This is a genomic window from Streptomyces sp. VRA16 Mangrove soil (genome assembly GCF_017377775.1).
In the GTDB taxonomy this organism is placed as follows: Bacteria; Actinomycetota; Actinomycetes; order Streptomycetales; family Streptomycetaceae; genus Streptomyces.
Genome location: NZ_JAFVLN010000022.1, coordinates 102,724 through 128,471 on the forward strand (window position 1 = coordinate 102,724; position 25,748 = coordinate 128,471).

The 25,748-nt window shown below is 72.2% G+C and carries 22 protein-coding genes; 12 read left to right on the top strand and 10 right to left on the bottom strand.

The window, feature by feature from the left end:
* The first annotated feature begins 244 nt into the window (after nt 1–244).
* Nucleotides 245–1,930 (top strand): class I adenylate-forming enzyme family protein, encoded by a 1,686-nt coding sequence (locus J3486_RS38885; RefSeq protein ID WP_207828693.1) that lies wholly within the window; start codon nt 245–247, stop codon nt 1,928–1,930.
* A gap of 148 nt (nt 1,931–2,078) precedes the next feature.
* Here the strand turns inward: J3486_RS38885 and J3486_RS38890 are convergent, their stop codons facing one another.
* A complete protein-coding gene (locus J3486_RS38890) occupies nt 2,079–3,356 on the bottom strand; it encodes a M6 family metalloprotease domain-containing protein (RefSeq protein ID WP_207828694.1) in 1,278 nt (425 codons plus the stop codon).
* Nucleotides 3,357–3,602: 246 nt separating this feature from the next.
* On the opposite strand from J3486_RS38890, the gene J3486_RS38895 reads away from it, so the two are divergent.
* Nucleotides 3,603–4,277 carry a TetR/AcrR family transcriptional regulator gene (locus tag J3486_RS38895; protein WP_307805122.1) on the top strand — a complete coding sequence of 225 codons (675 nt, stop codon included), beginning with the start codon at nt 3,603–3,605 and terminating at the stop codon, nt 4,275–4,277.
* Between the two features lie 110 nt (nt 4,278–4,387).
* A complete protein-coding gene (locus tag J3486_RS38900; RefSeq protein WP_229379297.1) occupies nt 4,388–5,896 on the top strand; it encodes an MFS transporter in 1,509 nt (502 codons plus the stop codon).
* Between the two features lie 6 nt (nt 5,897–5,902).
* Here the strand turns inward: J3486_RS38900 and J3486_RS38905 are convergent, their stop codons facing one another.
* Nucleotides 5,903–6,406: a MarR family winged helix-turn-helix transcriptional regulator gene (locus J3486_RS38905; RefSeq protein WP_207828717.1), complete on the bottom strand. Its 504-nt coding sequence runs from the start codon at nt 6,404–6,406 to the stop codon at nt 5,903–5,905.
* Nucleotides 6,407–6,545: 139 nt separating this feature from the next.
* On the opposite strand from J3486_RS38905, the gene J3486_RS38910 reads away from it, so the two are divergent.
* Nucleotides 6,546–7,310, top strand: a complete 765-nt coding sequence (locus tag J3486_RS38910; RefSeq protein WP_207828718.1) for a dioxygenase — start codon at nt 6,546–6,548, stop codon at nt 7,308–7,310.
* A 60-nt stretch (nt 7,311–7,370) separates the two neighbouring features.
* Here the strand turns inward: J3486_RS38910 and J3486_RS38915 are convergent, their stop codons facing one another.
* Nucleotides 7,371–8,411 (bottom strand): questin oxidase family protein, encoded by a 1,041-nt coding sequence (locus tag J3486_RS38915; protein WP_207828696.1) that lies wholly within the window; start codon nt 8,409–8,411, stop codon nt 7,371–7,373.
* A gap of 86 nt (nt 8,412–8,497) precedes the next feature.
* On the opposite strand from J3486_RS38915, the gene J3486_RS38920 reads away from it, so the two are divergent.
* Together J3486_RS38920 and J3486_RS38925 are read left to right on the top strand one after the other, a co-directional pair.
* Nucleotides 8,498–9,079, top strand: coding sequence for a GNAT family N-acetyltransferase (locus J3486_RS38920; RefSeq protein WP_207828698.1), 582 nt, complete (start codon nt 8,498–8,500; stop codon nt 9,077–9,079).
* A 328-nt stretch (nt 9,080–9,407) separates the two neighbouring features.
* Nucleotides 9,408–10,427: an RNA polymerase sigma factor RpoD/SigA gene (locus tag J3486_RS38925; RefSeq protein WP_207828701.1), complete on the top strand. Its 1,020-nt coding sequence runs from the start codon at nt 9,408–9,410 to the stop codon at nt 10,425–10,427.
* Nucleotides 10,428–10,505: 78 nt separating this feature from the next.
* Here the strand turns inward: J3486_RS38925 and J3486_RS38930 are convergent, their stop codons facing one another.
* Nucleotides 10,506–11,483: a YafY family protein gene (locus tag J3486_RS38930; RefSeq protein ID WP_207828702.1), complete on the bottom strand. Its 978-nt coding sequence runs from the start codon at nt 11,481–11,483 to the stop codon at nt 10,506–10,508.
* Between the two features lie 62 nt (nt 11,484–11,545).
* Between J3486_RS38930 and J3486_RS38935 the strand changes: the two genes are divergently transcribed.
* On the top strand, nt 11,546–13,054 hold the full coding sequence (locus J3486_RS38935; protein ID WP_207828703.1) for an MFS transporter: 1,509 nt from the start codon (nt 11,546–11,548) through the stop codon (nt 13,052–13,054).
* Nucleotides 13,055–13,069: 15 nt separating this feature from the next.
* On the opposite strand, the gene J3486_RS38940 is transcribed toward J3486_RS38935, so the two are convergent.
* Entirely contained in the window at nt 13,070–14,320 is a 1,251-nt protein-coding gene (locus J3486_RS38940) for an extracellular solute-binding protein (protein ID WP_307805123.1), read from the bottom strand.
* A 148-nt stretch (nt 14,321–14,468) separates the two neighbouring features.
* Between J3486_RS38940 and J3486_RS38945 the strand changes: the two genes are divergently transcribed.
* The 5 genes from J3486_RS38945 to J3486_RS38965 all read left to right on the top strand — a co-directional run bounded on the left by J3486_RS38945 (nt 14,469) and on the right by J3486_RS38965 (nt 19,735).
* The gene (locus tag J3486_RS38945; protein WP_207828704.1) at nt 14,469–15,233 is read left to right on the top strand and encodes a glucose 1-dehydrogenase; all 765 of its coding nucleotides are present in this window, start codon (nt 14,469–14,471) and stop codon (nt 15,231–15,233) included.
* Between the two features lie 206 nt (nt 15,234–15,439).
* Nucleotides 15,440–16,201, top strand: a complete 762-nt coding sequence (locus J3486_RS38950; protein ID WP_207828705.1) for a DeoR/GlpR family DNA-binding transcription regulator — start codon at nt 15,440–15,442, stop codon at nt 16,199–16,201.
* 50 nt (nt 16,202–16,251) lie between these two features.
* Nucleotides 16,252–17,199: a 1-phosphofructokinase gene (pfkB, locus tag J3486_RS38955; protein ID WP_207828721.1), complete on the top strand. Its 948-nt coding sequence runs from the start codon at nt 16,252–16,254 to the stop codon at nt 17,197–17,199.
* A gap of 106 nt (nt 17,200–17,305) precedes the next feature.
* Nucleotides 17,306–19,327, top strand: coding sequence for a fructose-specific PTS transporter subunit EIIC (locus tag J3486_RS38960; protein ID WP_207828706.1), 2,022 nt, complete (start codon nt 17,306–17,308; stop codon nt 19,325–19,327).
* Nucleotides 19,328–19,483: 156 nt separating this feature from the next.
* Nucleotides 19,484–19,735, top strand: a complete 252-nt coding sequence (locus J3486_RS38965; RefSeq protein ID WP_207828707.1) for a hypothetical protein — start codon at nt 19,484–19,486, stop codon at nt 19,733–19,735.
* Between the two features lie 190 nt (nt 19,736–19,925).
* Here J3486_RS38965 and J3486_RS38970 read toward each other — a convergent pair whose 3' ends face one another.
* From J3486_RS38970 to J3486_RS38990, 5 genes are all read right to left on the bottom strand, one after another.
* Nucleotides 19,926–20,894 (bottom strand): DUF6227 family protein, encoded by a 969-nt coding sequence (locus tag J3486_RS38970; protein ID WP_229379298.1) that lies wholly within the window; start codon nt 20,892–20,894, stop codon nt 19,926–19,928.
* 191 nt (nt 20,895–21,085) lie between these two features.
* The gene (locus J3486_RS38975; RefSeq protein WP_207828708.1) at nt 21,086–22,255 is read right to left on the bottom strand and encodes an Ig-like domain-containing protein; all 1,170 of its coding nucleotides are present in this window, start codon (nt 22,253–22,255) and stop codon (nt 21,086–21,088) included.
* A 225-nt stretch (nt 22,256–22,480) separates the two neighbouring features.
* The gene (locus J3486_RS38980; RefSeq protein ID WP_207828710.1) at nt 22,481–23,554 is read right to left on the bottom strand and encodes a P1 family peptidase; all 1,074 of its coding nucleotides are present in this window, start codon (nt 23,552–23,554) and stop codon (nt 22,481–22,483) included.
* Nucleotides 23,555–23,606: 52 nt separating this feature from the next.
* Nucleotides 23,607–24,830 (bottom strand): low temperature requirement protein A, encoded by a 1,224-nt coding sequence (locus J3486_RS38985; protein ID WP_207828711.1) that lies wholly within the window; start codon nt 24,828–24,830, stop codon nt 23,607–23,609.
* A gap of 17 nt (nt 24,831–24,847) precedes the next feature.
* Nucleotides 24,848–25,636 carry a sirohydrochlorin chelatase gene (locus J3486_RS38990; RefSeq protein WP_207828712.1) on the bottom strand — a complete coding sequence of 263 codons (789 nt, stop codon included), beginning with the start codon at nt 25,634–25,636 and terminating at the stop codon, nt 24,848–24,850.
* Nucleotides 25,637–25,748 lie beyond the last annotated feature (112 nt).

The following is a 25,748-nucleotide window of genomic DNA, read 5'->3' on the forward strand; positions in this document are numbered from 1 at the left end:
GCTTGGTGGCGGATGGCCTGAGGCGGCCGGGGCTTGGCGGCGGATGGCCTGAGGCGGCCGGGGCTTGGCGGCGGATGGCCTGAGGCGGCTGTGGCGGGCGGCGGATTGTCCTAGGCGGCCGGGCCTTGGCGGCAGATTGCCCAAGGCGGGTGCGGGTGGGCGGCAGATGGCCCGGGGCGGGCGGGGTGGGACGGGTGTTGACGGGGTGTTGACTGGGGGTGGGGCGGGGGACGTACCGTCCGGTATGGCATCCGCGGAGTCCCTGGAATCGCTGGAATCACTGGAAGCGCTGCTCACCGCGCCGGGCGCACCTTTCGCCGTCGTACGGGACGGGAGTGGGCGCCCCTCGTACGCCGAAGGGCCGCGCACGCTGCGGGAGTTCGCCGAGACGACCTGGGCGTTCGGCGACACCCCGTTCCTGATCGCCGACACCGGGCGGCTCACGTACGGGGAGTTCTTCGCGGCGGCGAGCGCGCTGGCCCGCCGCTTCCTCGACACCTACGGGCTGCGTCCCGGCGACCGGGCCGTCATCGCCATGCGCAACCACCCCGAGTGGCAAGTCGCCTTCTGGGCCGCCCAGTTGGCGGGCCTGGTGGCGGTACCGCTGAACGCGTGGTGGACGGCGGACGAGGTCGCGTACGCGCTGGACGACTGCCGGCCCGGGGTGCTCGTCGTCGACGGGGAACGGTACGAGCGGGTCGCGCCCTGGCTCGACGCCACCGGTGACGACCCGCGCCCCTGGACCCTGGTCTGCCACGAGGAGGGGCGGGCCGTCGGCGGGCCGCGCGTCGAGCGGTACGCCGAGCTGCCCGCCGCCGACCCGCTGCTGGGCCCGCCCGACGTGGACGTCACCCCCGAGTCGGACGCCACGATCCTCTACACCTCCGGCACCACAGGACGCCCCAAGGGCGCCGTCGCCACCCACCACGCCCACATGGCCGCCATCACCAACCCCCGCTACTTCGCGGCGCTTTCGTCGCTCGGCCGGGGCATCGTCCCGGGGCAGGGGCCGATCCTCCCCGGGCTCCTCACCTTCCCCTTCTTCCACGTCGCCGCCTTCACCGGGTTCTACGCGGCCATGGCGGCGGGCGGCACCCTCGTCCTGATGCGCAAGTGGGACCCGGACGCCGCGCTCGCCCTGATCCACGAGCACGGCATCGGCAGCTTCGGCGGCGTACCGGCGACCGCGCTCCAGCTCCTGGCCCGCGCCGACGAGGTGGACGACGACCTGCCGACGCTGACCATGTTCAACACGGGCGGCGCCGCCGCGCCCCCGGAACTCGTGGCCCGCCTCACGGCCCGCTACGGCGAACGCATCGAGCCGCGCAACGGCTACGGCCTGACCGAGACCCTGGGCGGCATCAGCGCCAACTTCGGCGCCCAGTACCGGCGGTGGCCCGCCAGCGTCGGACGGCCCGCGCCCGCGGTGGAGGCGCGCGTCGCCGACCCCGTGGCCGGGGTGGGCGAGCTGCTGCTGCGCGGACAGGCCCTGATCCGCGGCTACTGGGAGGACCCGGAGGCGACCGCGGCGGCGTTCACCGACGACGGCTGGTTCAGGACCGGGGACCTCGCCGAGATCACCGACGGCCGGATCAGTGTCGTCGACCGCATCAAGGACATGGTGATCCGGGGCGGCGAGAACGTGTACTGCGTCGAGGTCGAGGCGTGCCTGCACGACCACCCCGATGTCCTGGAGGCCGCCGTGGTCGGCGTCCCCCACCCGGTCCTCGGCGAGGAGGTCGCCGCCGTGGTCCGGATCCGCCCCGGCTCCGGACTCGACGCGGCCGCCCTCCGGGCGTTCGCGGCGAAGACCCTGGCCGCCTTCAAGGTGCCGGAACGGGTCGTGCTCCAGGAGTCGGAACTGCCCCGCAACGCGACGGGGAAGGTGCTGAAGCGGGAGGTACGACGCGGCTTGGCGTCGGCGGGGTAGCCGTGTCGCTGTCCCTGGCCGGGCGGAGCTCGCTTCAGGGGCGCGGGGCTGTGTCGACATGCGGCTCCGCCGCGTGGGCGCGACCGGCCCCCACCGGCCCGCAGTACCCGGGAAGCGCGGCACCCGGCAGACGAGGAGGCGCTCGCTCCTACCTCCGCGTCACGGTCACCCGGTAATCGCCGGAGGCGTCCGCCCCCGCCACCGCGATCCGCACGCCCGACTTCCGGTCCCGGAAGACCTCCCCGGGCCGCCACGTCGCGTCGGACAGCTCGGCGTGCACATTGGGCCGCCGCGTGCACCCCCCGCTGTCCGGCGTCGCGTCCTTCACGGTGATGGGCCCGTGCCCGGTGTCCACGTCCGCGTCGACCCGGTAGATCAGCACCCCGGGCCGGCACACCGCCTCGTCGTTGCCGCCCGGCGTGCGCACCTCGATCGCGTACCCGGTCTTCTCCGTCAGCGGCACGAACGCCATCTTCGGCCCGTCCCCGGCCGAGGACATCGGCGAGAGCGTCTGCTCGATGGTGCCGGCCTTGCCCGCGCAGCGGATCTGGGAGTCGTCGAGCCAGCCCAGCTTCCACTTGTGCCAGCCGAGCAGATCGTTCCCGACGCCCCAGTCCTCGCTCATGATGTCCCAGTGCCCGACGGCCCCGCCGCCGTCCTGGGTGTAGAGGTCGGGCAGCCCGAAGACGTGCCCGTTCTCGTGCGGCAGCACCCGGTAGCCGGTCTCCGCGTACGAGCCCGACCCGTCGTCCTGGCGCGAGTACACGAAGGACACGTTCGACAGCGGCACCCCGTCCGCGACCGGTGCGTCGTGGTTGCCGGCGAAGGTCACCGACAGGACGGTGTCCAGCGCGGAGGGCCCCGCGTTCGGGGTGACCAGGATGTTCACGAGGTCGTAGGCGCGGAAGTCCACGTCCGGGTCGGCGGTCGCCACGATGTCGTCGACCAGCTCGCGGTAGCCGGGGTCGAAGGGGGCGCCGCGCTCTATCCCGTACGAGGTGAAGGGCTTCGGCATCCGCAGCCAGTGTCTGACCGGCGTCTCGGGGACGTAGTCGAGGTGTCCGTACGAGGCCCGCTCGAACCACTTCTGGGTCTGCGGGAAGAACTCCCCGAACCGGTCCATGGCGGCACCGTCGCCGGGCGCGTCCGGGAAGTCGACCATGAGGTTGAGGGCGCGGACGGTGCCGGTCGAACGGGCGTAGCCGGCGGAGGTGGGCACGCCCTCCGACATCTGCACCCCCAGCGCGCCGCGGATCATGCAGGGGCCGAGCGAGGTGGCGCGGGCGAGCGCCACGGGTCCCGCGGCGGTCGGCGAGCTGTCGAGGACCCGGCCGGCGCTCGCGGTCATCGTCAGCGCGAGCGCGACGGCGGTGGTTCCGGCGAGCAGCGCACCGCGCCGGCCCCTGCGTATCTGCTGCTGCCGCATCCGACCGCCTCACCGTCGTGAACCCTGAGGTCCGGGGGTGTCCGTCTCGATCACCCTGTGTCGAGGTGCGGCGTGTCGCGCGCTGGGTGCGCCGATCGTGGGTTTCTGCGACGGGAGAGGTGTGAGTCAGGTCACATGAAGGGCGGGAAATAAGTGGGGACCGTTTCCCCGTTTGGCATAGGTGTCCGCAAGAAGCGGGGACCCATTCCCCGCTTATCTGTTCGAAGCCCCCAGAAGGAGACCGCCGTGGCTGTTGCCTTGTCGGCCCTCGCGACCGAGCAGCCGCAGCGCCGCGCCCCGCGCCCGCGGGCCGACGCCGTGCGCAATCGGGAGCGGATCGTGGCCGCCGCGCGCGAGCTCCTGGTCGAGTTCGGGACCGAGCTCCCGCTCGACGAGGTGGCCCGCCGGGCCGGCGTCGGCAACGCGACGCTGTACCGGAACTTCAAGGACCGCGGTGAGCTCATGCATCACGTGGTCCTGACGGTCACCGACCACGTCACCGACCATGCCGAACAGGCACTCGTCGCCGAGGAAGCCGGCGAGCAGACCCCCTTCGAGGCGCTGCGCACCTTCGTGCACGCGGCCGCCGACGAGCGCATCGGCGCCCTGTGCCCGATGCTCAACGCGACCTTCGACAAGGACCACCCCGACGTGGTCGCCGCCCTCGACCGGCTCACCGTGGCCATCGAGACGCTGATCGGGCGCGCGCACGCCGCCGGCCAGCTGCGCGCCGACGTCGGCGTCGGGGACCTGATGGTCGCCCTCTCCCAGCTCACGCGGCCGCTGCCCGGCAAGGCCTGCCTGGACTTCGACCGCTTCGTACGCCGTCATCTGCAGCTGTTTCTCGACGGCCTGATGACTCCCGCCCGCTCGGAACTCCCGGGTGAGGCCGCGACCTTGGAGGACCTCCGCCAGGACTGAGCACCTGACGCGTACTCGTCCGGGGCCCGGCCCCGCCCATCCGTAGCACACCGATTTCTCGCGTTTTTTCACGCTTATCCACGACTTGGAGTCCCGCTGTGGGTACCCCCTTGCCTGTCACGGCACCCGACTCGCGGCGCTGGAAGGCTCTCGTCTTCATCGCGCTCGCCCAGCTGATGGTGGTCCTCGACGCCACCATCGTGAACATCGCCCTGCCCGCCGCCCAGTCCGACCTGGGCATATCCGACGGCAACAAGCAGTGGGTCATCACGGCCTACGCGCTGGCCTTCGGTGGTCTGCTGCTGTTCGGCGGCCGCATCGCCGACCTGTGGGGCCGCAAGCAGACCTTCGTCACCGGCCTGATCGGCTTCGCCCTCGCCTCGGCGCTCGGCGGCGCCGCGCAGAACGAGGCCATGATGTTCGGCGCCCGCGCCCTGCAGGGTCTGTTCGGCGCCCTGCTCGCGCCCGCCGCCCTCTCCCTGCTCGCCGTGATGTTCACGGACGCCAAGGAGCGCGCCAAGGCGTTCGGCATCTACGGTGCGATCGCCGGTGGCGGTGGCGCCGTCGGCCTGATCCTCGGCGGCTTCCTCACCGAGTACCTGAACTGGCGCTGGACGTTCTTCGTGAACATCCCGTTCGCGATCATCGCCGCCGTCGGTGCGGTCCTGGTCATCCGTGAGCCGGCCGGCGGCCGCAACCGCTCGCCGCTCGACATCCCCGGCGTGCTGCTCTCCACGCTCGGCCTGGTCTCGCTCGTCTACGGCTTCACGCGCGCCGAGACCAACGGCTGGTCGGACGCCACCACCATCGGCCTGTTCGTCGCCGCGGCCGTGCTGCTGTTCGCCTTCGTCGCCGTCGAGGCCCGGGTCAAGCACCCGCTGCTGCCGCTGCGCGTCGTCGCCGACCGCAACCGCGGCGGTGTCTACGCCTCGCTCGGTCTCGCCGTCATCGCGATGTTCGGCCTGTTCCTCTTCCTGACCTACTACCTCCAGGTCGTGAAGGGCTTCTCGCCGGTCAAGACCGGCTTCGCGTTCCTGCCGATGATCGCGGGCATGATCACGGGCTCCACCCAGATCGGCGCCCGCCTGATGACCCGCGTCCCGCCGCGCCTGCTGATGGGCCCGGGCTTCCTGCTCGCCGCGCTCGGCATGGGCCTGCTGACCCAGCTGACCGTCGACGCGTCCTACCCGGCGCTGATCCTCCCGGCCCAGCTGCTGCTCGGCCTCGGCATGGGTACGGCGTTCATGCCCGCCATGTCGCTCGCCACCATCGGTGTCGAGGCGCGGGACGCCGGTGTGGCCTCCGCGATGGTCAACACCTCGCAGCAGGTCGGCGGCGCCATCGGCACGGCCCTGCTGAACACGATCGCGGCCTCGGCCACCACCGCGTACATCGCGGACCACGCGGCCGGTGCCGGCAACCCCCAGCTGCTCCAGGCGCAGGCCATGGTCAACGGCTACACCCACGCCATCTGGTGGGCCGTCGGCATCCTGCTCGTCTCCGCGACGCTCGCCCTCACGCTCATCAACACCGGGGTCCCGGGCGCCGGTTCGGCTCCCGCCGCGGGCTCCGGCGAGGGTGCGGAGGACGAGATCAAGGTGCCGGTGGTCGCGCACTGACACCCGTCATCTGAGCCAGGGCAGATCCGCCCCGGCCTCCTTCGGCTGAAGTCCCTCGGCGACGATCCGCATGATCTCGCCGAGGGACTTCTGCTGCTGCGGGGTGAGCCGCTCGAAGAGCGCCCCGCGCACCGCGTCGACATGTCCGGGCGCGGCCTTCTTCAGCACGTCGAGCCCCTCGTCGGTCAGCACCGCGAACTGCCCCCGCTTGTCCGAGGGGCAGTCCTCGCGCCGCACCCAGCCGCTCTTCTCCAGGCGGGCGACGGCGTGCGAGAGCCGGGACCGGGTGATCTTGGCGCTCCTCGCCAGCTCGGTCATCCGCAGCCGCCGCCGGGGCGCCTCGCTGAGCTGCACGAGCAGCCCGAAGTAGACGTGCGGCATCTTCGCGTCGCGCTGCAGCTGCCGGTCGAGGTGGTCCTCCAGAAGCGTGGTGGCATGCAGATACGCGCGCCAGACGCGCTGCTCGTCCTCGGTGAGCCAGTGCGGCTCGGGGTTCGTCATGGGGTCCATCGTCTCTGTCGTGTCCGTCGGCTCCATCGCACAGTCCTCCTCCTTGAATATTAAACAAACGAGGCGTACTTTCGTCAGGAGTAACGCTTGAAACTTCAAGGAGGTCGTCGTGTCCGCCGCCCCCATGGCCCCGGAGCGCATGCCCGCGCTCTACCTCTCCCACGGCGCCCCGCCGCTCGCCGACGACGCGCTCTGGCCCGGCCAGCTCGCCGCCTGGTCCGCGGGGCTGCCCCGCCCCAAGGCGATCCTGATGGTCTCCGCGCACTGGGAGGACGCCCCGCTCTCCCTCGGCGCCACCGAGCAGGTCCCTCTCGTCTACGACTTCTGGGGTTTCCCCGAGCACTACTACCAGGTGACGTACGCGGCTCCGGGCGCCCCCGCACTCGCGGACTCCGTACGGAAGTTGCTGCGCGCCCCGGGCATTCCCGTCCAGGACGTGCCGGACCGCGGCCTCGACCACGGGGCGTACGTGCCGCTCGTCGAGATGTTCCCGGACGCGGACATCCCCGTCCTGCAGATCTCCATGCCGACGCTCGACCCGCAGAAGCTGATGGACATCGGGCGCCGCCTCGCGCCCCTGCGCGACGAGGGCGTGCTGATCGTCGGCTCCGGGTTCTTCACGCACAATCTGGCGGCGCTGCGGGCCGCGGGCGGGGTCCCGTCGTGGTCGGCGGAGTTCGACGACTGGGGCCACCGCGCCCTGGAGGCCGGTGACGTCGACGCCCTCCTCGACTTCACCCGCAAGTCCCCGGCCGGCGCGCTGGCCCACCCGCGCACCGAACACTTCGCCCCGCTCTTCGTCACCCTCGGAGCGGCGGACGCGTCCGGCGAGCTGGGGACGCAGCGCTCGGTGATCGACGGGTTCTGGATGGGGCTGGCGAAGAGGTCGGTGCAGTTCGGGTGAGGGCGCCCGTGGGCAGGTGCGGGTCCGGGTCCGGTGAGGGCCGGTCGCACCCGCCGGTCGTCACACCAGCGGCGCGCTGATCTCCACACACCGCAGCGCGGAGCCGAGCGCCCGCTCGTCGCCGACGTCGAGCGCCGTGTCCGTGAACTTGATGACGTGCTCGTCGCCATGGGCGAGCGCCCGCTCGACGACCTCCCCGGCGGCGAACGTGCCCGGCGCCTCGTAGGCGACGGGCTCGTCCGGCGCGTACATCGCGGTGACCGCCGCGGACGCCGTCCAGGCGGCGCCCAGCGAGGGCACCCACAGCGCCCGCGGCAGCGCGGGCAGCGTCCGCAGCACCGCGTTGGGCGCGGTCGCGGCGTGTACCAGCATCGTCTCCTCGCCGTGCCCGTGCGTGGCGTACCGGTGCACGGCCGCGCGGACCAGACCGGTCAGCCGCAGCCGCGCCTCGTCCGGGTCGGTCACGGACGGCGCCCACACCGGCAGCGCGCTCACCCGGGCGAGCCGGGCCGGGAAGCCGCCGCTGCCGCGGTCCGCGATCGGCTCGACGGCGTCCAGGGCGGCGGCCGGATCGTCGCCGGGGTCGGGCAGCGCGGTGACGCCGGTGACGGGGTGGTGCCGGGCCGCCCAGTAGCCGAGGCCGTGCGCGAGCTCGGTCAGCCGCGGCGCGGTCGGCTCGGCGGACAGCAGGGTGCGCACGGCGTGGCCGACCCGGATCACCGGATGCGTCGAGCCGCCGTACATGCCGGGAAGCAGCCGCGGCCACCACTCGGCAAGCACGTCGCGCCACGGACGTTCCTCGACCTGCCGCGTGAAGTACGCGATCCAGTCCGCCGCCCGCCGCGGATCGCCGAGGGCCGCCCGCCGGTTCTCGTCCGTGATGGGCTCCACCGGGGCGGGGAACTCCTCCAGCTTGGGCGTGTACAGGTCGAGCCAGCGGTGCACCGAGGCGCCCTGCCCGCGCGAGGCGAGGGCCTCGACCGCCATCGGTGCGTGGTTGGTCAGCCGCCCGAGCCGCTCGGGCCCGCTGGTGTGCAGCCGCTCCAGGGCCTCGTCGAGCGTGCCGGAGGGGTCCGTGGTCGTGCCCGTGTCCGTCGTCATGGCTGCACGGTAGGCACCGGTGGGCAGGCCACGTAACCGCCTTTGGCCCTAGGCGTCGAGCCCTAGGGCTCACCTAGCCTCTGGCCATGAGCGACGTGACCCCTGACGTGATCATCAGGCCCGGTTCCGAAGCGGACCTGGAAGCCCTGACCGACCTCTACAACGCGTACGTCCGCACGACCCCGATCACCTTCGACACCGAGCCCTTCACGGCCGAGGCGCGGCGCCCGTGGCTGCTCGCCCACCCCGACCACGGCCCGCACCGCCTCTTCGTCGCCGAGGAGACGGTGGCCGGCGGCCGCGTTCTGGGCTACGCGACGTCGAGCGCGTTCCGCCCCAAGGCCGCGTACTCCACCTCCGTGGAGGTCACCGTGTACTGCGCCCCGGACGCGGGCGGGCGCGGCATCGGCACCCAGCTGTACGAGGCGCTGTTCAAGGCCCTGGAGAGTGAGGACGTGCACCGGGCGTACGCGGGGGTGACGCAGCCCAACGAGGCGTCGGTGCGGCTGCACACCCGCTTCGGGTTCCGGCCCATCGGCACCTACCGGGAGGTCGGGCGGAAGTTCGGCCGGTACTACGACGTCGCCTGGTTCGAGAAGGAACTGGACGGGGACCCGGGGAGTTGTGGGGAAGGGGGCGCCGGGAGCGAAGGGGACGAAAGGCCCTGACGTTCGTGACCTTCGCGGTCGGCGCGTGGGCTCCGCATGGGCAACCATCAGAGCGCCAGGGTCGTCTCAGGTGGCAGAGACCCACCGCCGACCGAGGGTCCGAACGAGGGCCGTTTCACTCGTGCCCCACGGCCTGACCTGCGTCTCTGTGGCCCCCGGCGGCTGCTCGCCGGGCCTTCTCGCGCAGTGTGGCGCGACAGGGTACTGCATGATCAGAAAAAAGATGGGCGGCTTGGGAATTCTGTCCGGATTCCAGGCGTTGATTCGTTCGGATGCAGGGCACCCGTGAAGGGCGTACAAGCCGACCTACCACCGCAAGGGAGCACGCATGGCAACCCGTGCCGTAGCCCGTCGTAAGTCCGCCGCCTCCGGCGAGACTGATGCGGCACGCAGTGTTCGCGCCGTAGGCGGGGAGATCGCCGACCGCGACCTGGTCGGCATGTACCTCGACGAGATCGCGCGCACACCGCTGCTCGACGCCGCCAAGGAAGTCGAGCTGTCCCAGACCATCGAGGCGGGCGTCTACGCCCAGCAGATCCTCGACGGTGAGCTCGGCGATCTCCCGGCCAGCCAGGCCGCGGGCAAGGCGTCCCGCGAGGAGCTGGAGGCCCTGGTCGCGGAGTCCGAGAAGGCCAAGGACATCTTCATCAGGTCGAACCTGCGCCTGGTGGTCGCCGTGGCCCGTCGCTACCCGCGCGCGGGTCTGCCGCTGCTCGACCTGATCCAGGAGGGGAACGCCGGCCTGGTGCGCGCGGTCGAGAAGTTCGACTACCGCAAGGGCTTCAAGTTCTCCACGTACGCGACGTGGTGGATCCGTCAGGCCATCACCCGTTCCATAGCCGATCAGTCCCGCACCATCCGTCTCCCCGTCCACCTGGTCGAGGAGCTGGGCCGGATCCGCCGCGTGCAGCGCGAGTTCAACCGCGAGCACGGGCGCGAGCCGGAGCCCGCGGAGATCGCCGCCCAGCTCGACAAGACGACGCCGGAGCGCGTCACCGACGTCCTGGACTGGGCCCGCGACCCGGTCTCGCTGAACATGTCGGTGGACGACGAGGGCGAGACCCAGTTCGGCGACCTCCTGGAGGACACGTCGGCGGTCAGCCCCGAGCAGTCGGTGCTCACGCTGCTGCGCAGCGAGGAGCTCGACGACCTCATCGGGCGTCTCGACCAGCGCACCGCGTCCATCATCAAGATGCGGTACGGCATCGACGACGGCCGCGAGCGCACGCTCACCGAGGTCGGCAAGGAGCACGGCCTCACCCGCGAGCGCATCCGCCAGATCGAGAAGCACGCGCTCCTTGAGCTGAAGAAGCTGGCGCGGGACACCGGGTTCGACGCCGCGGCGTAACCCCTCCAGGGGGAGCGCGGGGTGGGTGCGGCCCCGTAAGGGGCGCGGAGCCGCACATCGATACGGTCCCGCGCCCCCTTACGGGGCGCTCCGCACCATTCGATCCCCCAACTCCCGCACCACATCGGCCAGTTGCCGGGGGCCCCGGACCCGGAAGTCGAACCCGGTCATCGCCAAGCGCACCGCCATCCACTCGACGGCGTCGGACGTCGTGGTCCGCAGCCGGCACCCCGAACCGTCCGGCAGAGCCTCGAGCGGCCCGACCGCCGGAGGCACCCGCTCGGCGACGGCGTCGACCGGCGCCGAGAACTCCACGTCCAGCTCGTACGCGCCGCCGCCCCGGGACGCCACCCCTCGCCGTACGAACTCCGCGGCGCCCCCCTCCGGCACCTCCCGCGGAGCGAACCGCGCCCCGGTCGCGAACGGCTCCGACAGCCGGTCGACCCGGAACGTCCGCCAGGCGTCACGGTCGATGTCGTACGCGACGAGGTACCAGCGCCGCCCGGTGGAGACGAGCTGGGCCGGCTCGACCAGGCGGCGCGTGTCCGCGCCGTCGGCCGCGCGGTAGTGGAACCGCAGCCGCTCGCGCCCCGCCGTCGCCGAGGCGATCACGGTCAGCGTCTCGGGGCTGATCGTCGCGCCGTCCCCCGAGGTGAGCGGGATCGTCGCCGCCTGGAGCGCGGCCACCCGGTGCCGGAGCCGTCCCGGCAGCACCTGTTCCAGCTTGGCGAGGGCCCGCACCGACGCCTCCTCCACGCCCTCGACGGCGTGCCCGGCCCCGGCGCGCAGGCCCACCGCGATGGCGACCGCCTCCTCGTCGTCGAGGACGAGCGGCGGCAGCGCCTTGCCCGCGACGAGCCGGTAGCCGCCGTCCGAGCCCATCGTGGCCTGCACGGGATAGCCGAGGTCGCGCAGCCGGTCGATGTCGCGGCGGACGGTGCGACGCGAGACCCCGAGCCGGTCGGCGAGCTCGCCGCCGGGCCACTCGCGTGGGGTCTGCAGCAGGGAGAGGAGTTGGAGAAGCCTGGCCGGTGTGTCCGTACTGGGCGTCGTCATGTGCTCCAGGATGCCCGGCAACTAGGACACGATCTGACCTACATGGCCTTTAGCTTGAGGACATGACCTCAACCGCAGCACCGCAGACCACGGGGGCCGGGGCCGGCGACCGCCGTCGCTGGTTCGCGCTCGCCATCGTGATGACGGCGGCGTTCATGGACCTCGTGGACGTCACGATCGTCAACGTCGCCCTGCCCACCATCCAGCACGACGAGGGCGCGAGCTCCGGGCAGATCCAGTGGATAACGGCCGGTTACGCGCTCGCCTTCGCGGCCCTGCTGATCACGGGCGGCCGGCTCGGCGACATCTTCGGCCGCAAGCGCCTCTTCCTGCTCGGCATCGCCGGCTTCACGGTCGCCTCGGCGCTGTGCGGGTTCGCCGCGAACCCGGAGATGCTGGTCGCCTCCCGGATCCTCCAGGGCGGCATGGCGGCGATGATGGTGCCGCAGGTCCTGTCGATCGTGCACGCCACGTTCCCGGCGCACGAGCGCGGCAAGGTCTTCGGCCTGTTCGGCGCGATCGTCGGGCTCGGCGCGGTCACCGGGCCGCTGCTCGGCGCGCTGCTCACCGAGTGGAACATCGCGGGCCTGGAGTGGCGCCCGATCTTCCTCATCAACCTGCCCGTCGGCATCGCCGCGCTGATCCTCGGCTCCCGCGTCATCACCGAGTCGAAGGCGCCCCGGGCCCTCAAGCTCGACCTCGTGGGCGTGGTCCTGGTGACCCTCGCGATGCTGGCACTGGTCTACCCGCTCACCCAGGGCCGCGAGAACGGCTGGCCGGTGTGGGGCTTCGTGATGATGGCCGCGTCCGTCGTGATCGTCGGCGTCCTCGTCGCGTACGAGAAGGCGAAGAAGCGGCGCGACGGTTCCCCGCTCATCGAGCTGTCGCTGTTCAGGGTGAAGAGCTTCGCGGCCGGCATCGCCGTGCAGACCGTCTTCGGTGTCGCGACCGGCATCTTCTTCCTGACCTGGACGCTCTACATGCAGCTCGGCCTCGGCTGGAGCCCGCTGCGGGCGGGTCTGACGGGCGTCCCGTTCTCCCTCGCGGTCTCCGTCGCCGCCGGCGTCTCGGTGCAGAAGCTGGTGCCGCGCTTCGGCCGCAAGGTCCTCCAGACGGGCGCGCTGCTGATGGCCGCGGGCGTCCTGATCTACGTGGGGGAGGCCGGGCACTACGGCCTGGCCATCGCCTCCTGGCAGATGGCGCTGCCGCTCGTGGTGATGGGCCTCGGCATGGGCCTGATCGTCGCCCCGCTGACCGACGCGGTGCTCTCCGAAGTGCCGCGTGAGCACGCCGGGTCGGCGTCCGGGCTGATCAACACCGTGATGCAGATGGGCAACGCGCTGGGCCTGAGCCTGGTCTCGGTCGTCTTCTTCAACGTCGTCGAGGACCACGCGGCCCAGGGCGCCGCGGCCTTCGTCGACGGATTCCGCAGCGCGCTGCTGTGGGCGGCCGGGATCCTGGTCGGCATCTTCCTGCTGATGTTCGCGCTGCCGGGGAGGGCCTTGGGCGGGACGGGCGAGTACGATACCGTCGCGCCGGAGGAGGCGAAGGAGCCCGAACTGGTCGGCTGAGCCGGGCCGTTGGTCTCAGGCGCTGGACCCCACCTGGTCCAGCGCCTCCAGCACGTGCGCCGGGTCGCCGCCGGGAGCCACCGCCGCGCCGATCCGCTCCCGGATCGCGGCGCGCACCGTGGCCCACGAGCGCAGGCCCACCGGATGGAACTCGGCGACCGGCAGCTCCGCGACGAACGGCCACAGGGCGCGCTGCGAGCGGTCCTCCTGGAGTGCCTCCGAGTCGCTCGCCGTCGCCGGGAGGGTGCCGGTGTCCGCGCCGTAGGTGCGGGCGGACGGCGAGGTGAACAGGAACGACAGGAACGTCCTGGCCGCGTCCAGCCGGCCGTTCGCCTTGAACGCCATCAGCCAGTCGTTGAGCCCGACCGGCGGCGCCGCCCCGCTGCCGTCCCGCTTCGGGAAGGGCGCGGTCGCGTACTTCAGGCCCGCCCGGTCGGCGGCGGAGAGCAGCACCGGGTGGGCGAGCAGCATCCCGGCCTTCCCCTGCAGGAACTGCGCGTACGCCTGCGTCCTGGTGAGCTTCGCCGGGTCGGCGCCCGCGAGGCCCGGCACGACGAGCTTGTCGCGCAGCCAGGTCAGCGTCGCCTCGTTCTCCGGGTTCGCGAAGTCGTACCCGGAGACGGACGCGTAGCCGCCGTCGCCCGCGAGCAGCCAGGCCAGCAGCTCGTCCTCGGACGCCTCGGGGCCGAAGGTGAGCGCGTACGGCGTGGCGACCCCGATCCGCTGCAACGCCTGGGCGCAGGAGCGCAGTTCGGCCCACGACGTGGGTGCCTGTGCGAGCCCGGCCTGCTCGAAGAGCGCCTTGTTCCAGAACAGCCGCGGGGCGCTGGCCTGGGTCGCCAGGCCGTACTGGACCGCGTCGACCTTGCCCGCGTCGGCGAACGAGGCGATGAAGTTCGCCTGGACGGGCACCTCGAAGAGCTCGTCGGCCGAGTACAGCCGGCCGTCCTGCGCGTACGGGGCGAAGAAGTTGCCCTCGGAGATGTCGGGCGCGCGGCCGTCCTTGACCCGGCGGGTGAGCGTCGCGTCCAGCTTGAGGAAGGGGACGCGCTCCACCTTCACCCTGATCGCCGGGTGCTTCTTCTCGAACGCCCGCACCGCGGCGTCCCACCGCTTCTCGATGGAGGTGCCGACGGTGCCGTCGTATCCGGCGAGCAGCACGTCGAGGGTGACGGTGTCGCCGTCGCCCGCGCCGCAGCCGCTCATCGCCAGGGCGCCCGCCCCGGTCAGGCCCGCCGTCTGAAGTAGGAACCGCCGTCGCCGCACCGTGCTCGCCCCCGCTGTTCTGTTCTGCCTGCATCGGCTCTGCCTGCGTCAGCACTGCCGCATCAGTACTGCCGATGGCACATTGTGCCATGCGGGCATACTATGACTACATGGCAGGTGTGGTACCCCCAGCGAAGTGGAGCCTGTGATGAACGACCTGACCGGCAAGACCGTCCTCGTCTCCGGCGGAGCCCGCGGCATCGGCGCCGAGATCGCCCGGCGCGCGGTGGCCGCGGGAGGCAATGTCGTGATCGGTGACGTACTCGACGACGAGGGCGGGGCGCTCGCCGCCGAGCTGGGTGAGCGGGCCCGCTTCGTCCACCTCGACGTCACCTCGGAGGAGGCGTGGCAGGCGGCGGTCGCGTACGCGGGCGCCGAGTTCGGCGGGGTGCACGGACTCGTCAACAACGCCGGGGTCTCCACCGGCATGCCGCTGGACCAGGAGAGCCTGGAGCACTTCCGCAAGGTCGTCGACATCAACCTCGTCGGCGTCTTCGCCGGGATGAAGACCGCCATCCCCGCGATGAAGGAGGCCGGCGGCGGCTCCATCGTCAACATCTCCTCGGCCGCCGGTCTGATGGGGCTCGCGCTCACCTCCTCGTACGGGGCCTCGAAGTGGGCCGTGCGCGGCCTCACCAAGATCGCGGCGGTGGAGCAGGGCACGGCGAAGATCCGGGTGAACTCGGTGCACCCCGGCATGACGTACACCCCGATGACCGCCCAGCTCGGCATCCCGCGCGGCGACGGCGGCTACCCGAACACCCCGATGGGCCGGGTCGGCGAGGCCGAGGAGATAGCGAACGCCGTGGTGTTCCTGCTCTCGGACGACGCCGCGTACGTGACCGGCGCCGAGCTGGCCGTGGACGGCGGCTGGACCACCGGGCCGACGGTGAAGTACGTGATGGGGCAGTAGCCGCGGCGCGCTGCCGGCGTGGGCCCGGTCCTCCTTCCCGGAGGGCCGGGCCCTTCGCCGTTTCCGGCGCGGGACCAATGCCCGTTTGTGTCTGTGGGATGCCCGAACCTGTTTACTTTCCGGAAAAGCGGTCGTAGCCTCGGGGTGAAGCCACAGATTCGGGCACACTCAAAAAGACTCAATGGTGAGGGCACAGGTAAACGGGCATGTACGCACCGGAGCGCCAGCAGGAGATCCTCCGTCTCGCACGGGACGGCGGCCGGGTCGACGTGCTGTCCCTCGCGGAGGAGTTCCAGGTCACCGCCGAGACCATCCGGCGTGACCTGAAGGCCCTGGACCGCGCCGGTCTCGTCCGCCGGGTGCACGGCGGCGCCATCCCGGCCGGACGCCTCGACTTCGAGCCCGACCTCGCCGAGCGCGAGTCCACCGCGGCCGACGAGAAGGACCGCATCGCGCGCGCCGCCCTCGCCGAACTGCCGGGCGAGGGCAGCATCGTCCTCGACGCCGGTACGTCCGTCGCCCGGCTCGCCGCGATGCTGCCGCTGGAGTCGGAGCTGACCGTCGTCACGCACTCGCTGCCCACCGCGGCCCGGCTCGCCGACCACCCCGGCATCCAGCTGCACCTCGTCGGCGGCCGGGTCCGCCACCGCACCCGGGCCGCCGTCGACGCCTGGGCGCTGCGCGCCTACAGCGAGATCCGCGCCGACGTCGTCTTCCTCGCGGCCAACGGCTTCTCGGCCGCCTCCGGCCTGACCACGCCCGACCTCGCGGAGGCCGCCGTCAAGCGCGCCGCCCTCGCCGCGGCCCGCCGGGTCGTGCTGCTCGCCGACTCCGGCAAGCACGGCCAGGAGCACTTCGCCCGCTTCGGCGACCTCGCCGACGTCGACCTATTGATCACCGACACCGGCCTCGCCGACGAGGACGCGGCCGCCATCGAGGCGGGCGGCACGGAGGTGATCCGCGCGTGAACCACCTCAACACCCCTGGCACGACCCCCAGTTCGGAAGCGGTACCCGGCATGATCCTCACCGTCACCCCCAACCCCTCCCTCGACCGCACCTACGAGGTCCCCGGCCTCGACCGCGGCGAGGTCGTGCGCGCCAGCGGCGAGCGCATGGACCCGGGCGGCAAGGGCGTCAACGTCTCGCGGGCGGTCGCCGCCGCCGGCGCCCCCACCCTCGCCGTCCTCCCGCTGGGCGGCGCCCCCGGCGCCCTCGTCGCGGACCTCCTCGACGGGCAGGGCATCAAGGTCGCCCCGGTGCCCGTCGCGGGCCAGACCCGTTCCAACATCGCGCTCGCCGAGCCCGACGGAACGCTGACGAAGATCAACGCCCCCGGGCCCGAACTGACCGCCGAGGAAGCCGAGTCGCTGCTCTCCACCGTCGGTGAGCGGTCGGCCGGGGCGGACTGGATCGCCTGCTGCGGCAGCCTGCCGCGCGGCCTCGCCCCGTCCTGGTACGCCGAGCTGGTGGCCCGCGCGCACGAGGCGGGCGCCCGTATCGCGCTCGACACCTCGGGCCCCGCGCTCCTCGCCGCCCTGCGCGAGCGCCCCGACGTCGTCAAGCCCAACGCCGAGGAGCTCGCCGAGGCCGTGGGCCGCCCGCTCGCCACCGTCGGCGACGCGGTCAAGGCGGCCGAAGAACTGCGGGAGCTGGGTGCGGCGGCCGTGCTCGCCTCCCTCGGGGCCGACGGGCAGATCCTGGTCGACGCGTCCGGTACGTGGTTCGCCTCCGCCCCCGTCGACGCCGTACGCAGCAACGTCGGCGCCGGGGACTCCTCGCTCGCCGGCTTCCTGATCGCCGGCGGCGAAGGCCCCGAGGCCCTCACCTCGGCGGTCGCCCACGGCGCGGCGGCGGTCCAGCTGCCGGGCAGCGCGATGCCGACGCCGGGGGACCTGCGGCCGGAGGCGGTGAGCGTGACGGTGGACGTTCCGCTGGACCGTCCTCTGAAGGAGGCCGTGCGATGACAGCCCCCACCGCCGAAGCGCCGCTCAGGGGCGCGACCGGTACCGCATCAGCCGGATCCGCCGGCGCCACACCGACCCCGCAGAACCGTAGGCAAAGGAGCCCGCGATGAGCGAAATGATCACCGCGGACCTGGTCGACCTCGACCTGTCCGCCCCCACCAAGGACGAGGCCGCCCGCTCCCTCGCCGAGCGCATGGTGACCCTCGGCAGGGTCACCGACCTCGACGGCTTCCTGGCCGACGTCGCGGCGAGGGAGGCCCAGATGCCGACCGGCCTCGACGGCGGCATCGGCATCCCGCACTGCCGCAGTGCCCACGTCACCGAGCCCACCCTCGCCTTCGGCCGCGCCCCGCGGGGCATCGACTTCGGCGCCCCGGACGGCCCGGCCGACCTGATCTTCCTGATCGCGGCTCCGGCGGGCGCGGACGACGCCCACCTGACGATCCTGTCGTCGCTGGCCCGCCAGCTGATGGACGAGGACTTCAAGGCGGCCCTGCGCGCGGCGACCGACGCCGGGCGGGCGGCGGCCCTGATCCGCGGCGACGCCCCGGCCCCCGAGGCGGCGGCTGCGGCACCGCAGACCCCGGCACCCGAGGCGGCCCCCGCGACGGCCGACACCTTCAAGATCGTCGCCGTCACCTCCTGCCCCACCGGCATCGCCCACACCTACATGGCGGCCGAGTCCCTGGAGAACACCGGCCGCGACACCGACGGCGTCGAGCTCGTCGTCGAGACGCAGGGCTCGGCGGGCTTCACCCGCCTCGACCCGGCCGTGATCGCGGCGGCGGACGGCGTGATCTTCGCCCACGACGTCCCCGTACGGGAGAAGGAGCGCTTCGCCGGGAAGCCGACGGTCGACGTCGGCGTGAAGGCCGGGATCAACCGTCCCGCCGAACTCATCGCGGAGGTGCGGGAGAAGGCGGCCCGCGGCGAGACGTCCGGCGCCGCGGACCCGAACACGTCATCCACACCTGTGGACAACTCCGGTGAAGCTGGGGACAGTTACGGGACGAAACTGCGCAAGTGGCTGATGTCCGGCGTCAGTTACATGGTGCCGTTCGTCGCCGCGGGCGGTCTGCTCATCGCGCTCGGATTCGCGATCGGCGGCTACGAGGTCGCGAACGTCAAGGTCGAGACCCTCCTCAACAGCTTCGACTGGACCTCGTCGACCAGCTGGGCGGCGCTGCTCTTCTACACGGGCCAGGCCGCGTTCGCCTTCCTCGTCCCGGTCCTCGCCGGCTACATCGCGTACGGCATGGCGGACCGGCCGGGTCTGGTGCCCGGCTTCGTCGGCGGCTCCATCGCGGTCACCACCCAGGCCGGATTCCTCGGTGGTCTCGCCGCCGGTCTGATCGCGGGCGGCGTCGTCATGGCGATCCAGAAGGTGCGGGTGCCGGCCGTGCTGCGCGGCATCATGCCGGTGGTCGTCATCCCGCTGCTGTCGTCGATCGTCGTCGGCTTCCTGATGTTCGTCGTGATCGGCAAACCGATCGCCTCGCTGCAGAGCGGCCTGACGGACTGGCTCAACTCCCTCTCCGGCGCCAACGCCCTGCTGCTCGGCGCGCTGCTCGGCCTGATGATGTGCTTCGACCTGGGCGGCCCGCTCAACAAGGTCGCGTACGCCTTCGCGGTCGGCGGGCTCGCCGACCCCACCGACGGCTCGCTGAAGATCATGGCCGCCGTGATGGCCGCCGGCATGGTGCCGCCGCTGGCCATGGCCCTGGCCACCACCGTGCGCGGCAAGCTCTTCACCAAGTCCGAGCGGGAGAACGGCAAGGCGGCCTGGGTGCTCGGCGCCTCCTTCATCACCGAGGGCGCGATCCCGTTCGCCGCGGCCGACCCGCTGCGCGTCATCCCCGCCTCCATGGCGGGCGGCGCGGTCACCGGCGCCCTGTCGATGGCCTTCGGCTGCACCCTGCGCGCCCCGCACGGCGGCATCTTCGTGGTCCCGCTGATCGGCAGCGCCTGGCTCTACCTGGTCGCCATCGCCGTCGGTGTCTGTGTCTCGGCCGCCCTGGTGGTCGTACTGAAGGGGATGCGCAAGGACGCGCCGAAGGACGACGCGGTGGCGCCGACGGAGGCGAGCGCCGGTGTGCAGGCGGCCCCGAAGGTGCCCGAGACGGTGTGAACCCCCGCCTCCCGGCGCCGACTTCACAGGCGCCGCACAGGCCCCTCGTGTCCGCCTGAAGTGTCCGACACTGCGAACACTGCGAACACTGTGAATACTGCGAGATACGTCACGGTCCGGGACCAAAGTCCCGGACCGTGGTGTTCACTGGATCGCATGCCTGAGCACGTGTCGATCCTTCAGCAGATAGGCCTCGTGATCCTCGTGATCGCCACGGTGGCCTGGGTGGTCGGTCTGGTCCGTCTGGTGCGTGTCGTCGCCTCCGCCCCGCCGGAGCAGCCGGTCGCACGGCTGCCGCTGGGCGCGCTTCCCGGCCAGGCTCAGGCGCCGGCGGTGGAGTCGGTGCCGCTGACGGCCGACGAGCAGGACGCGTTCGCCGGGCTCGTACGGCAGTTCAGCCGCAGCTGAGCCGTTCTTCTGCGAGGTCCTGGTGCCTAAGGGCTGTCCCGTAATCCCGGGCGGGCGCACGACGACAGCTACGGCACCTCGCCGCGTTGTCGGAACGCCCGAATACGCCCAGTATGAGGACGCCCCTCCGCCTTGCGATGCACCGCATCTGACGCCGCGCGCTGATCCACCCGGGATTACGGGACAGCCCTCAGTGCCGGGTCCGGGCGGCGGCCCGCCGCTCGATCGCGGCCCGCGCGGCGCTCTGCGTCAGATACACCTCGCACATGTGCCGGCCGTCAGGCGTCGCCGTGTGCTCGACCTCCCAGAGGCTGACCTCGCAGCCGTCGCACAGCAGGAACGCGTGCTCGTACAGCGCGAACCCCGGGCTGAGCCGACAGCCGAACGCCTGCGTGATCTGGTGCGCGCACGCCTCCCGCAGCAGCCGCGCCGTGCCGGGCCCCGGGCGCGTCTCCACCTCAGGGTTCTCCGCGCGGCGCAGCAGCCGACGGGCGTGATCGACCGAGCTGTCCGGGTCGGCGGGGCCGAAGACGCGGCGCTGCGGCGGGATCGGGGGCAGCTGCACGGGGAAACCGGGGATGCCCGTGACGGGCGTCTCGTGCGCGTCGCCGGGCCAGGGGGCCTCGGAGGCGCGGGAGGCGTCCGTGCTGTCGACGGCCCCGGAGGGATCGGTGGCGCCGTGCGTCCCGGTGGTCCCCGGGGCGCCGGTGGTCCCGCTGACCCCGGTGGCCCCCTGGCCCTCCGTGGGCTCGGGCGCGATGGACACCTCCAGCTCGAAACCCGGTGTGGCCTCCGGGGGCATCGGCAGCCGACCGGTGGCCAGATGCACCTCGTCCTCGGTGACGTAGACCTCGTGCTGGGTGATGTGGTCCCGGCCGGTGTTGTGCACCAGCTCCCACAGGGTCAGCGCTCTGCCGTCGGCGAGCAGCCAGGTGTGCCGGTACGTCTCCCGGTGCAGGCCGGCGCTGTGGTGGGCCGAGTGCAGCGAAGTGTCGTACGCCAGCGCGCAGTAGATGTCCTCCAGCGTCTCGTCCGGCAGCTCGAAGGAGTTGATCGAGCGGCCCAGCAGGAGTGCGAGCTGCTCCTCGGGTGTCGCGTGGGACGCGGCGGACAGGGCGTCGTACGGATGGCTGGACCCGTGGTCGTACGGAACGCTCAAGACACCTCCCGGCATTGCTGCATGTCACCTGGTGGGTGCATACCGTAGCGCCTCCGTCGGACATCGTGTCCGTGAAATCGCAAACGGAGAACGGGAATTGAGCAGGATCTCCGGACTTCTCGTGCGCTTACCGGACAACGTGCGGGCCACGCGGGAGGTTCCCGCGTGGCCCGTAGGGTGCTGCCCGCGGTTCAGGAGGCGCTGCCCGACGTCCACTGGCTCCACGACATGTTCCAGCCGTTGAGGCCGTTGTCCGGGGAGATGGTCTTGTCGTGGGAGTTCTTCACGACGACCACGTCGCCGACGAGCGAGTTGTCGAAGAACCACTTCGCCGTCGTGTCGCCGCCCGCGCCCCGCACGTCCTGGAGTCCGACGCAGCCGTGGCTGGTGCCCTGGGCGCCGAAGATCGACGGCGAGCTCCAGTAGTTGCCGTGGATGAACGTGCCCGACTGCGAGAGCCGCATCGCGTGCGGCACGTCCGCGATGTCGTACTCGCCGCCGAAGCCGACCGTGTCGCCGTTCATCCGCGTCTGCACGAACTTCTCGGAGATCACCATCCGGCCGTTGTAGGTCGGGTGGGCGGCGCTGCCGGTCGAGACCGGCACGGTCTTGATCGTCTGCCCGTCGCGCACCACGGTCATCTTCTGCGTGTTCACGTCGACGGTGGAGACCTGCGCGCGGCCGACGGTGAAGGTCACCGTCTTGTCCTGCACGCCGTGGACCCCGTCGGCCCCCTCGACCCCGTCGAGGTCGATCTTCATCGTGACCTTGGAACCGGCCTTCCAGTACTCCTCGGGCCGGAAGTCCAGCCGCTGGCCGCCGAACCAGTGACCGACCACCTGCTGGCCGCTGCTGGAGGTCACCTTGATGTGCGCCTGCACGTCCTTCCGGTTCGTGATCGCCTTGTCGAAGGTGAACGAGACCGGCATGCCGACCCCGACCGTCGTGCCGTCGTCCGGCGTGTACGTGCCGATGAAACTGTTCGCCGTGGTGACCGTCGTGAAGATGGAGTTGGCCGCGGCCGTGTGCCCGGCGGAGTCCTTGGCCGTCGCCGCTATCCGGTACTTGGTGCCGCGCTCCAGCTGGTCCTTCGGCTTCCAGGACGAGCCGTCGGAGGCGATCGTGCCGGTGACCGCCTTGCCGCCGTCCGCCTCCGTCATCTTCACGTCGGTCAGCCTGCCGTCGGCGACCTTGACCCCGGTGGCGTTGATGGACGCCCCGGTCGAGCCGTCCTTCGCGGAGATGGTGATCTGCGGGGCGCCCGTGTCGCCGCCGTCCTTCTTGTTGTCCGCGGTGGCGCTGCCGCCGCAGGCCGTGAGGGTCAGCGCGCCAAGGGCGAGGGCGGCGCCGGCGACTGCCATGTTCTGCCTTCTCACGGTCTGCTCTCCTTCTCCTGCTTTTGGGATGGTCCCGGTGGTTTCTCCGGTACGAGGAGAGAGTCCGAGAAGACCGGAACCGTTCCTTCCGATTGCTGTGAAGGGAGCCACAGGGATAGTTCTGTTACGTCTGTTACGGGGTGCTGTTGATACGGGGCCTGCTGAAGCGGGTCCCGTTGATACGGGTCCCATTGTCGTGGGGGCCTGCCGTCACGGGGCCCCGTAGAGCTCGCCGTACGACAGATGGGTCCCGCCGGGTGTGGTCACCGGTTCCGCCGCGCGCACCGCCCGCACGATCGCCCGGGTCACCAGGTCCGCGCCGGCCGCCAGGATCGCGTTGAGGGCCAGCGGGTCGGCGGCGTCGAGCGGCCGGTCGCCGGTGGCGAGGGCGAAGACCGTGTCGCCGTCGTTGAGCAGGTGCACGGGGCGCACGGCCCGCGCGATGCCGTCGTGCGCGGTGCCCGCGACCTTCTGCGCCTGGGCGCGGGTGAGGCCGGCGTCGGTGGCGACGACGGCGAGCGTGGTGTTCAGCGGCGCCGGTCCGTTCGCCGCCGCCGCGTCCGCGAGGCGCTTGCCCGCCGCCTCGTGCACCTCGGGGGAGGGGTACGTCACCGGGCCGCGCCCCGCGAAGAAGTCCCCGTACAGCGCCCCGGTCGCCGGGTCGATCGCGGAGCCCGCCGCGTTGGCGACGACCAGCACGCCGACCGTGATCCCGGAGTCGAGGACGGTGGACGCGGTGCCGATGCCGCCCCTGACCCGGCCGACCAGGGCGCCGGTGCCCGCGCCCACGTTCCCCTCGGCGACGGGGGAGTGCGGGCCGCTCGCGGCGGCGGCCTCCACCGCGGCGCGGCCGGTGGCGGCGCAGGGCCTGGCCCGCCAGTCGCCGCCCCGGCCGAGGTCGAAGACGCAGGCCCCCGGGACCACGGGCACGACCTGCCCGGGGCCGCCGACCGGCACCCCGCGGCCCTGCTCCTCCAGCCACGCCATCACGCCCGACGCCGAGTTGAGCCCGAACGCGCTGCCGCCGGTCAGCGTGATCGCCTCGATGCGCTGCACCAGATTGCGCGGGTCGAGCGCGTCCGTCTCCCGGGTGCCCGGCCCGCCGCCGCGCACGTCGACGGCGGTGACCGCGCCGCCCTCGGGGGCGAGCACGACCGTGGTCCCGGTCAGGAACCCGGAGCCGGTGAGGGTGGCGTGGCCGACGCGCAGACCGGGCACGTCGGTGAGGGCGTCGTTGGGGGTACGGGCGTCGGGCGTCCGGGCACCGCCGGGAGAGGTCGTCATGTTCCCTGCGTACCACGCGAGTTGACCGGCGCCCCGGATTCCGCCGCCGGAACTACCCGACCTGCTCCGCCCTGACGGTCCGCGCCGACAGTGTCACCCCGACCGCCACCGTCAGCGCCGCCACGATGCCCGCCGTGAGCACCGCCCAGTGCCCGGCGAAGGTGGCGGCGAGCACCAGCACGGCGCTCACCGGCAACGTCAACTGCTGTGCCACGCCCACCTTGAAGTACCGCGCGTGCAGTGCCCACACCATCAGCAGGAACAGTGCCGACGGGATGGTCACGGCCGCCGACGCCGCCCGCGTGGAGAGGTGTGCCCCGCCGACCGCCTGCTCCACCGCGACCTCGATGCCCGCGCCGATCGCCGCCGCCGACGCGAAGATGAAGTAGTGGCCGTATCCCCACAGGAACGCCTGCCCGTTGTCGTGCAGCCGGTCGTGGAACGGCACCGCGAAATAGATCCACCACGCCGCGAACACGATCAGCAGCCCGCCCGCCGCGATCGGCAGCAGATCGCCGAGCGCGTCGTTCTCCTGGACCCCCGACTTCACCGCGACCGTCGCCGCGGCGATCGTCTCGCCGAGCACGATGATGGTGAACAGGCCGTACCGCTCCGCGATGTGGTGCGCGTGCCACGCCGTCTGCCGGTGCCGCTCCGCGTACACCGGGACGCACATCTCCAGGACCGCCATCGCGAGGAACACCCAGTTCTGCGCGCCGGACGGCGTGAACATCAGTGCCAGCCAGCCGACTTGGCACAGCAGCACCCCGCCCGCGTACCGCAGCGCGACCGTCCGCTCGGCGCCGCTCGTCGCACGCGCCGCGCGCAGCCAGTGCGCCACCATCGCGAGCCGCATGATCAGGTAGCCGAGCCAGACGACGGTGAACTCGTCCGCGAACGCCTTCGAGACCCCGGCCGCCAGCACCAGCACACCCGCGATCTGCACGAGCGTGACGACCCGGTAGACCACGTCGTCGTTGTCGTACGCCGAGGCGAACCAGGTGAAGTTCATCCAGGCCCACCAGATCGCGAAGAAGACCCGCGCGTACGCGATGACGCCACTGCCCGCGTGCCCCTCGGCGACGGCGTGCACCAGCTCGACGCCGCCCTGCGCGACCGCGACGACGAAACACAGGTCGAAGAAGAGCTCGAGCGAGGACGCGACGCGGTGCTCCTCGTCCCGCCCCCGCTCGATCATGCGCCGGACGGGGGAGGGGGAACGGGTGCCCGCGTGGGGCCGCGGGGCCGGGTGGGGCGTGTTGGGCGTGGACTTCATGCGCCCAGGACAGCAGATCAGGCGGCTGCGTGCGCGAATCGGCGCGCTCCGGCCCGCCCGCGGCCCCTGGCCACGGACGCGCCCGGGTCCCGTACGTCTGTTACCTCCCGATATCTGCGGACGACCAGATCGGCGACGGCCGGATGATCGGCGAGCGGAGCCGTGACGAAGGCGGCCTCCGCCGTGTCGAGCGCCCGCGTGAACCGGCCCGGCGCCAGCAGATGCGCCACGATCCCGATCCGCCGGTGCCCCTCGGCACGCAGCCCTGCCAGCGCTTCGGGAACCGTCGGCTCGGCCGCCGAACAGTACGCCGTGACCACCGGCGTCCCGGGCCGCCGTATCGCCAGTCGCCGGGCGGCGAGCAGCGCCCCGTCGTTCCCGCCGGGCCGCGACGAGCCCGCGGCCGCGCACACGATCGCGTCCACCGGGCCGCCCTCGTCCGCGGCCTCCGCCGCCCCGAGCCGCTCGGCCAGCGCGGTGTCGATCTCGGCGGCCCCGCTCAGACTCCCCGCCAGCCGGCACCCGGCACCGCCGTACTCGGCGACGACCGCCGGAATGTCGACGGTGCGGTGGTAACCGTCCCCCAGCAGCAGCGGCACGACGACGCTGCCGCCGTCCGTGTCGGTCCGGCTCAACGCATCGGCCAGCGACGGAAGTTGATGATCCAGATGCCCCACCACGGGCCGCTCCCCACTGCGCGCCCTCACCGTGTCGCACAGCCGCCCCATGGTGTCTCCGGCTCCGGGCAACGCACTCCCGTGCACGGCAAGAACGAGCGACATGACGAAGGCCTCCGAACGGTCCACGACCAGCGGTCCTCCCGACGCTACGCCGCCCCACCCCCGAAAATCCCGGCCAGAGGCCCCGCCCCGCCAGGCCCTTGGTCCCCCACCCCGCCAGGCCCTTGGTCCCCCACCC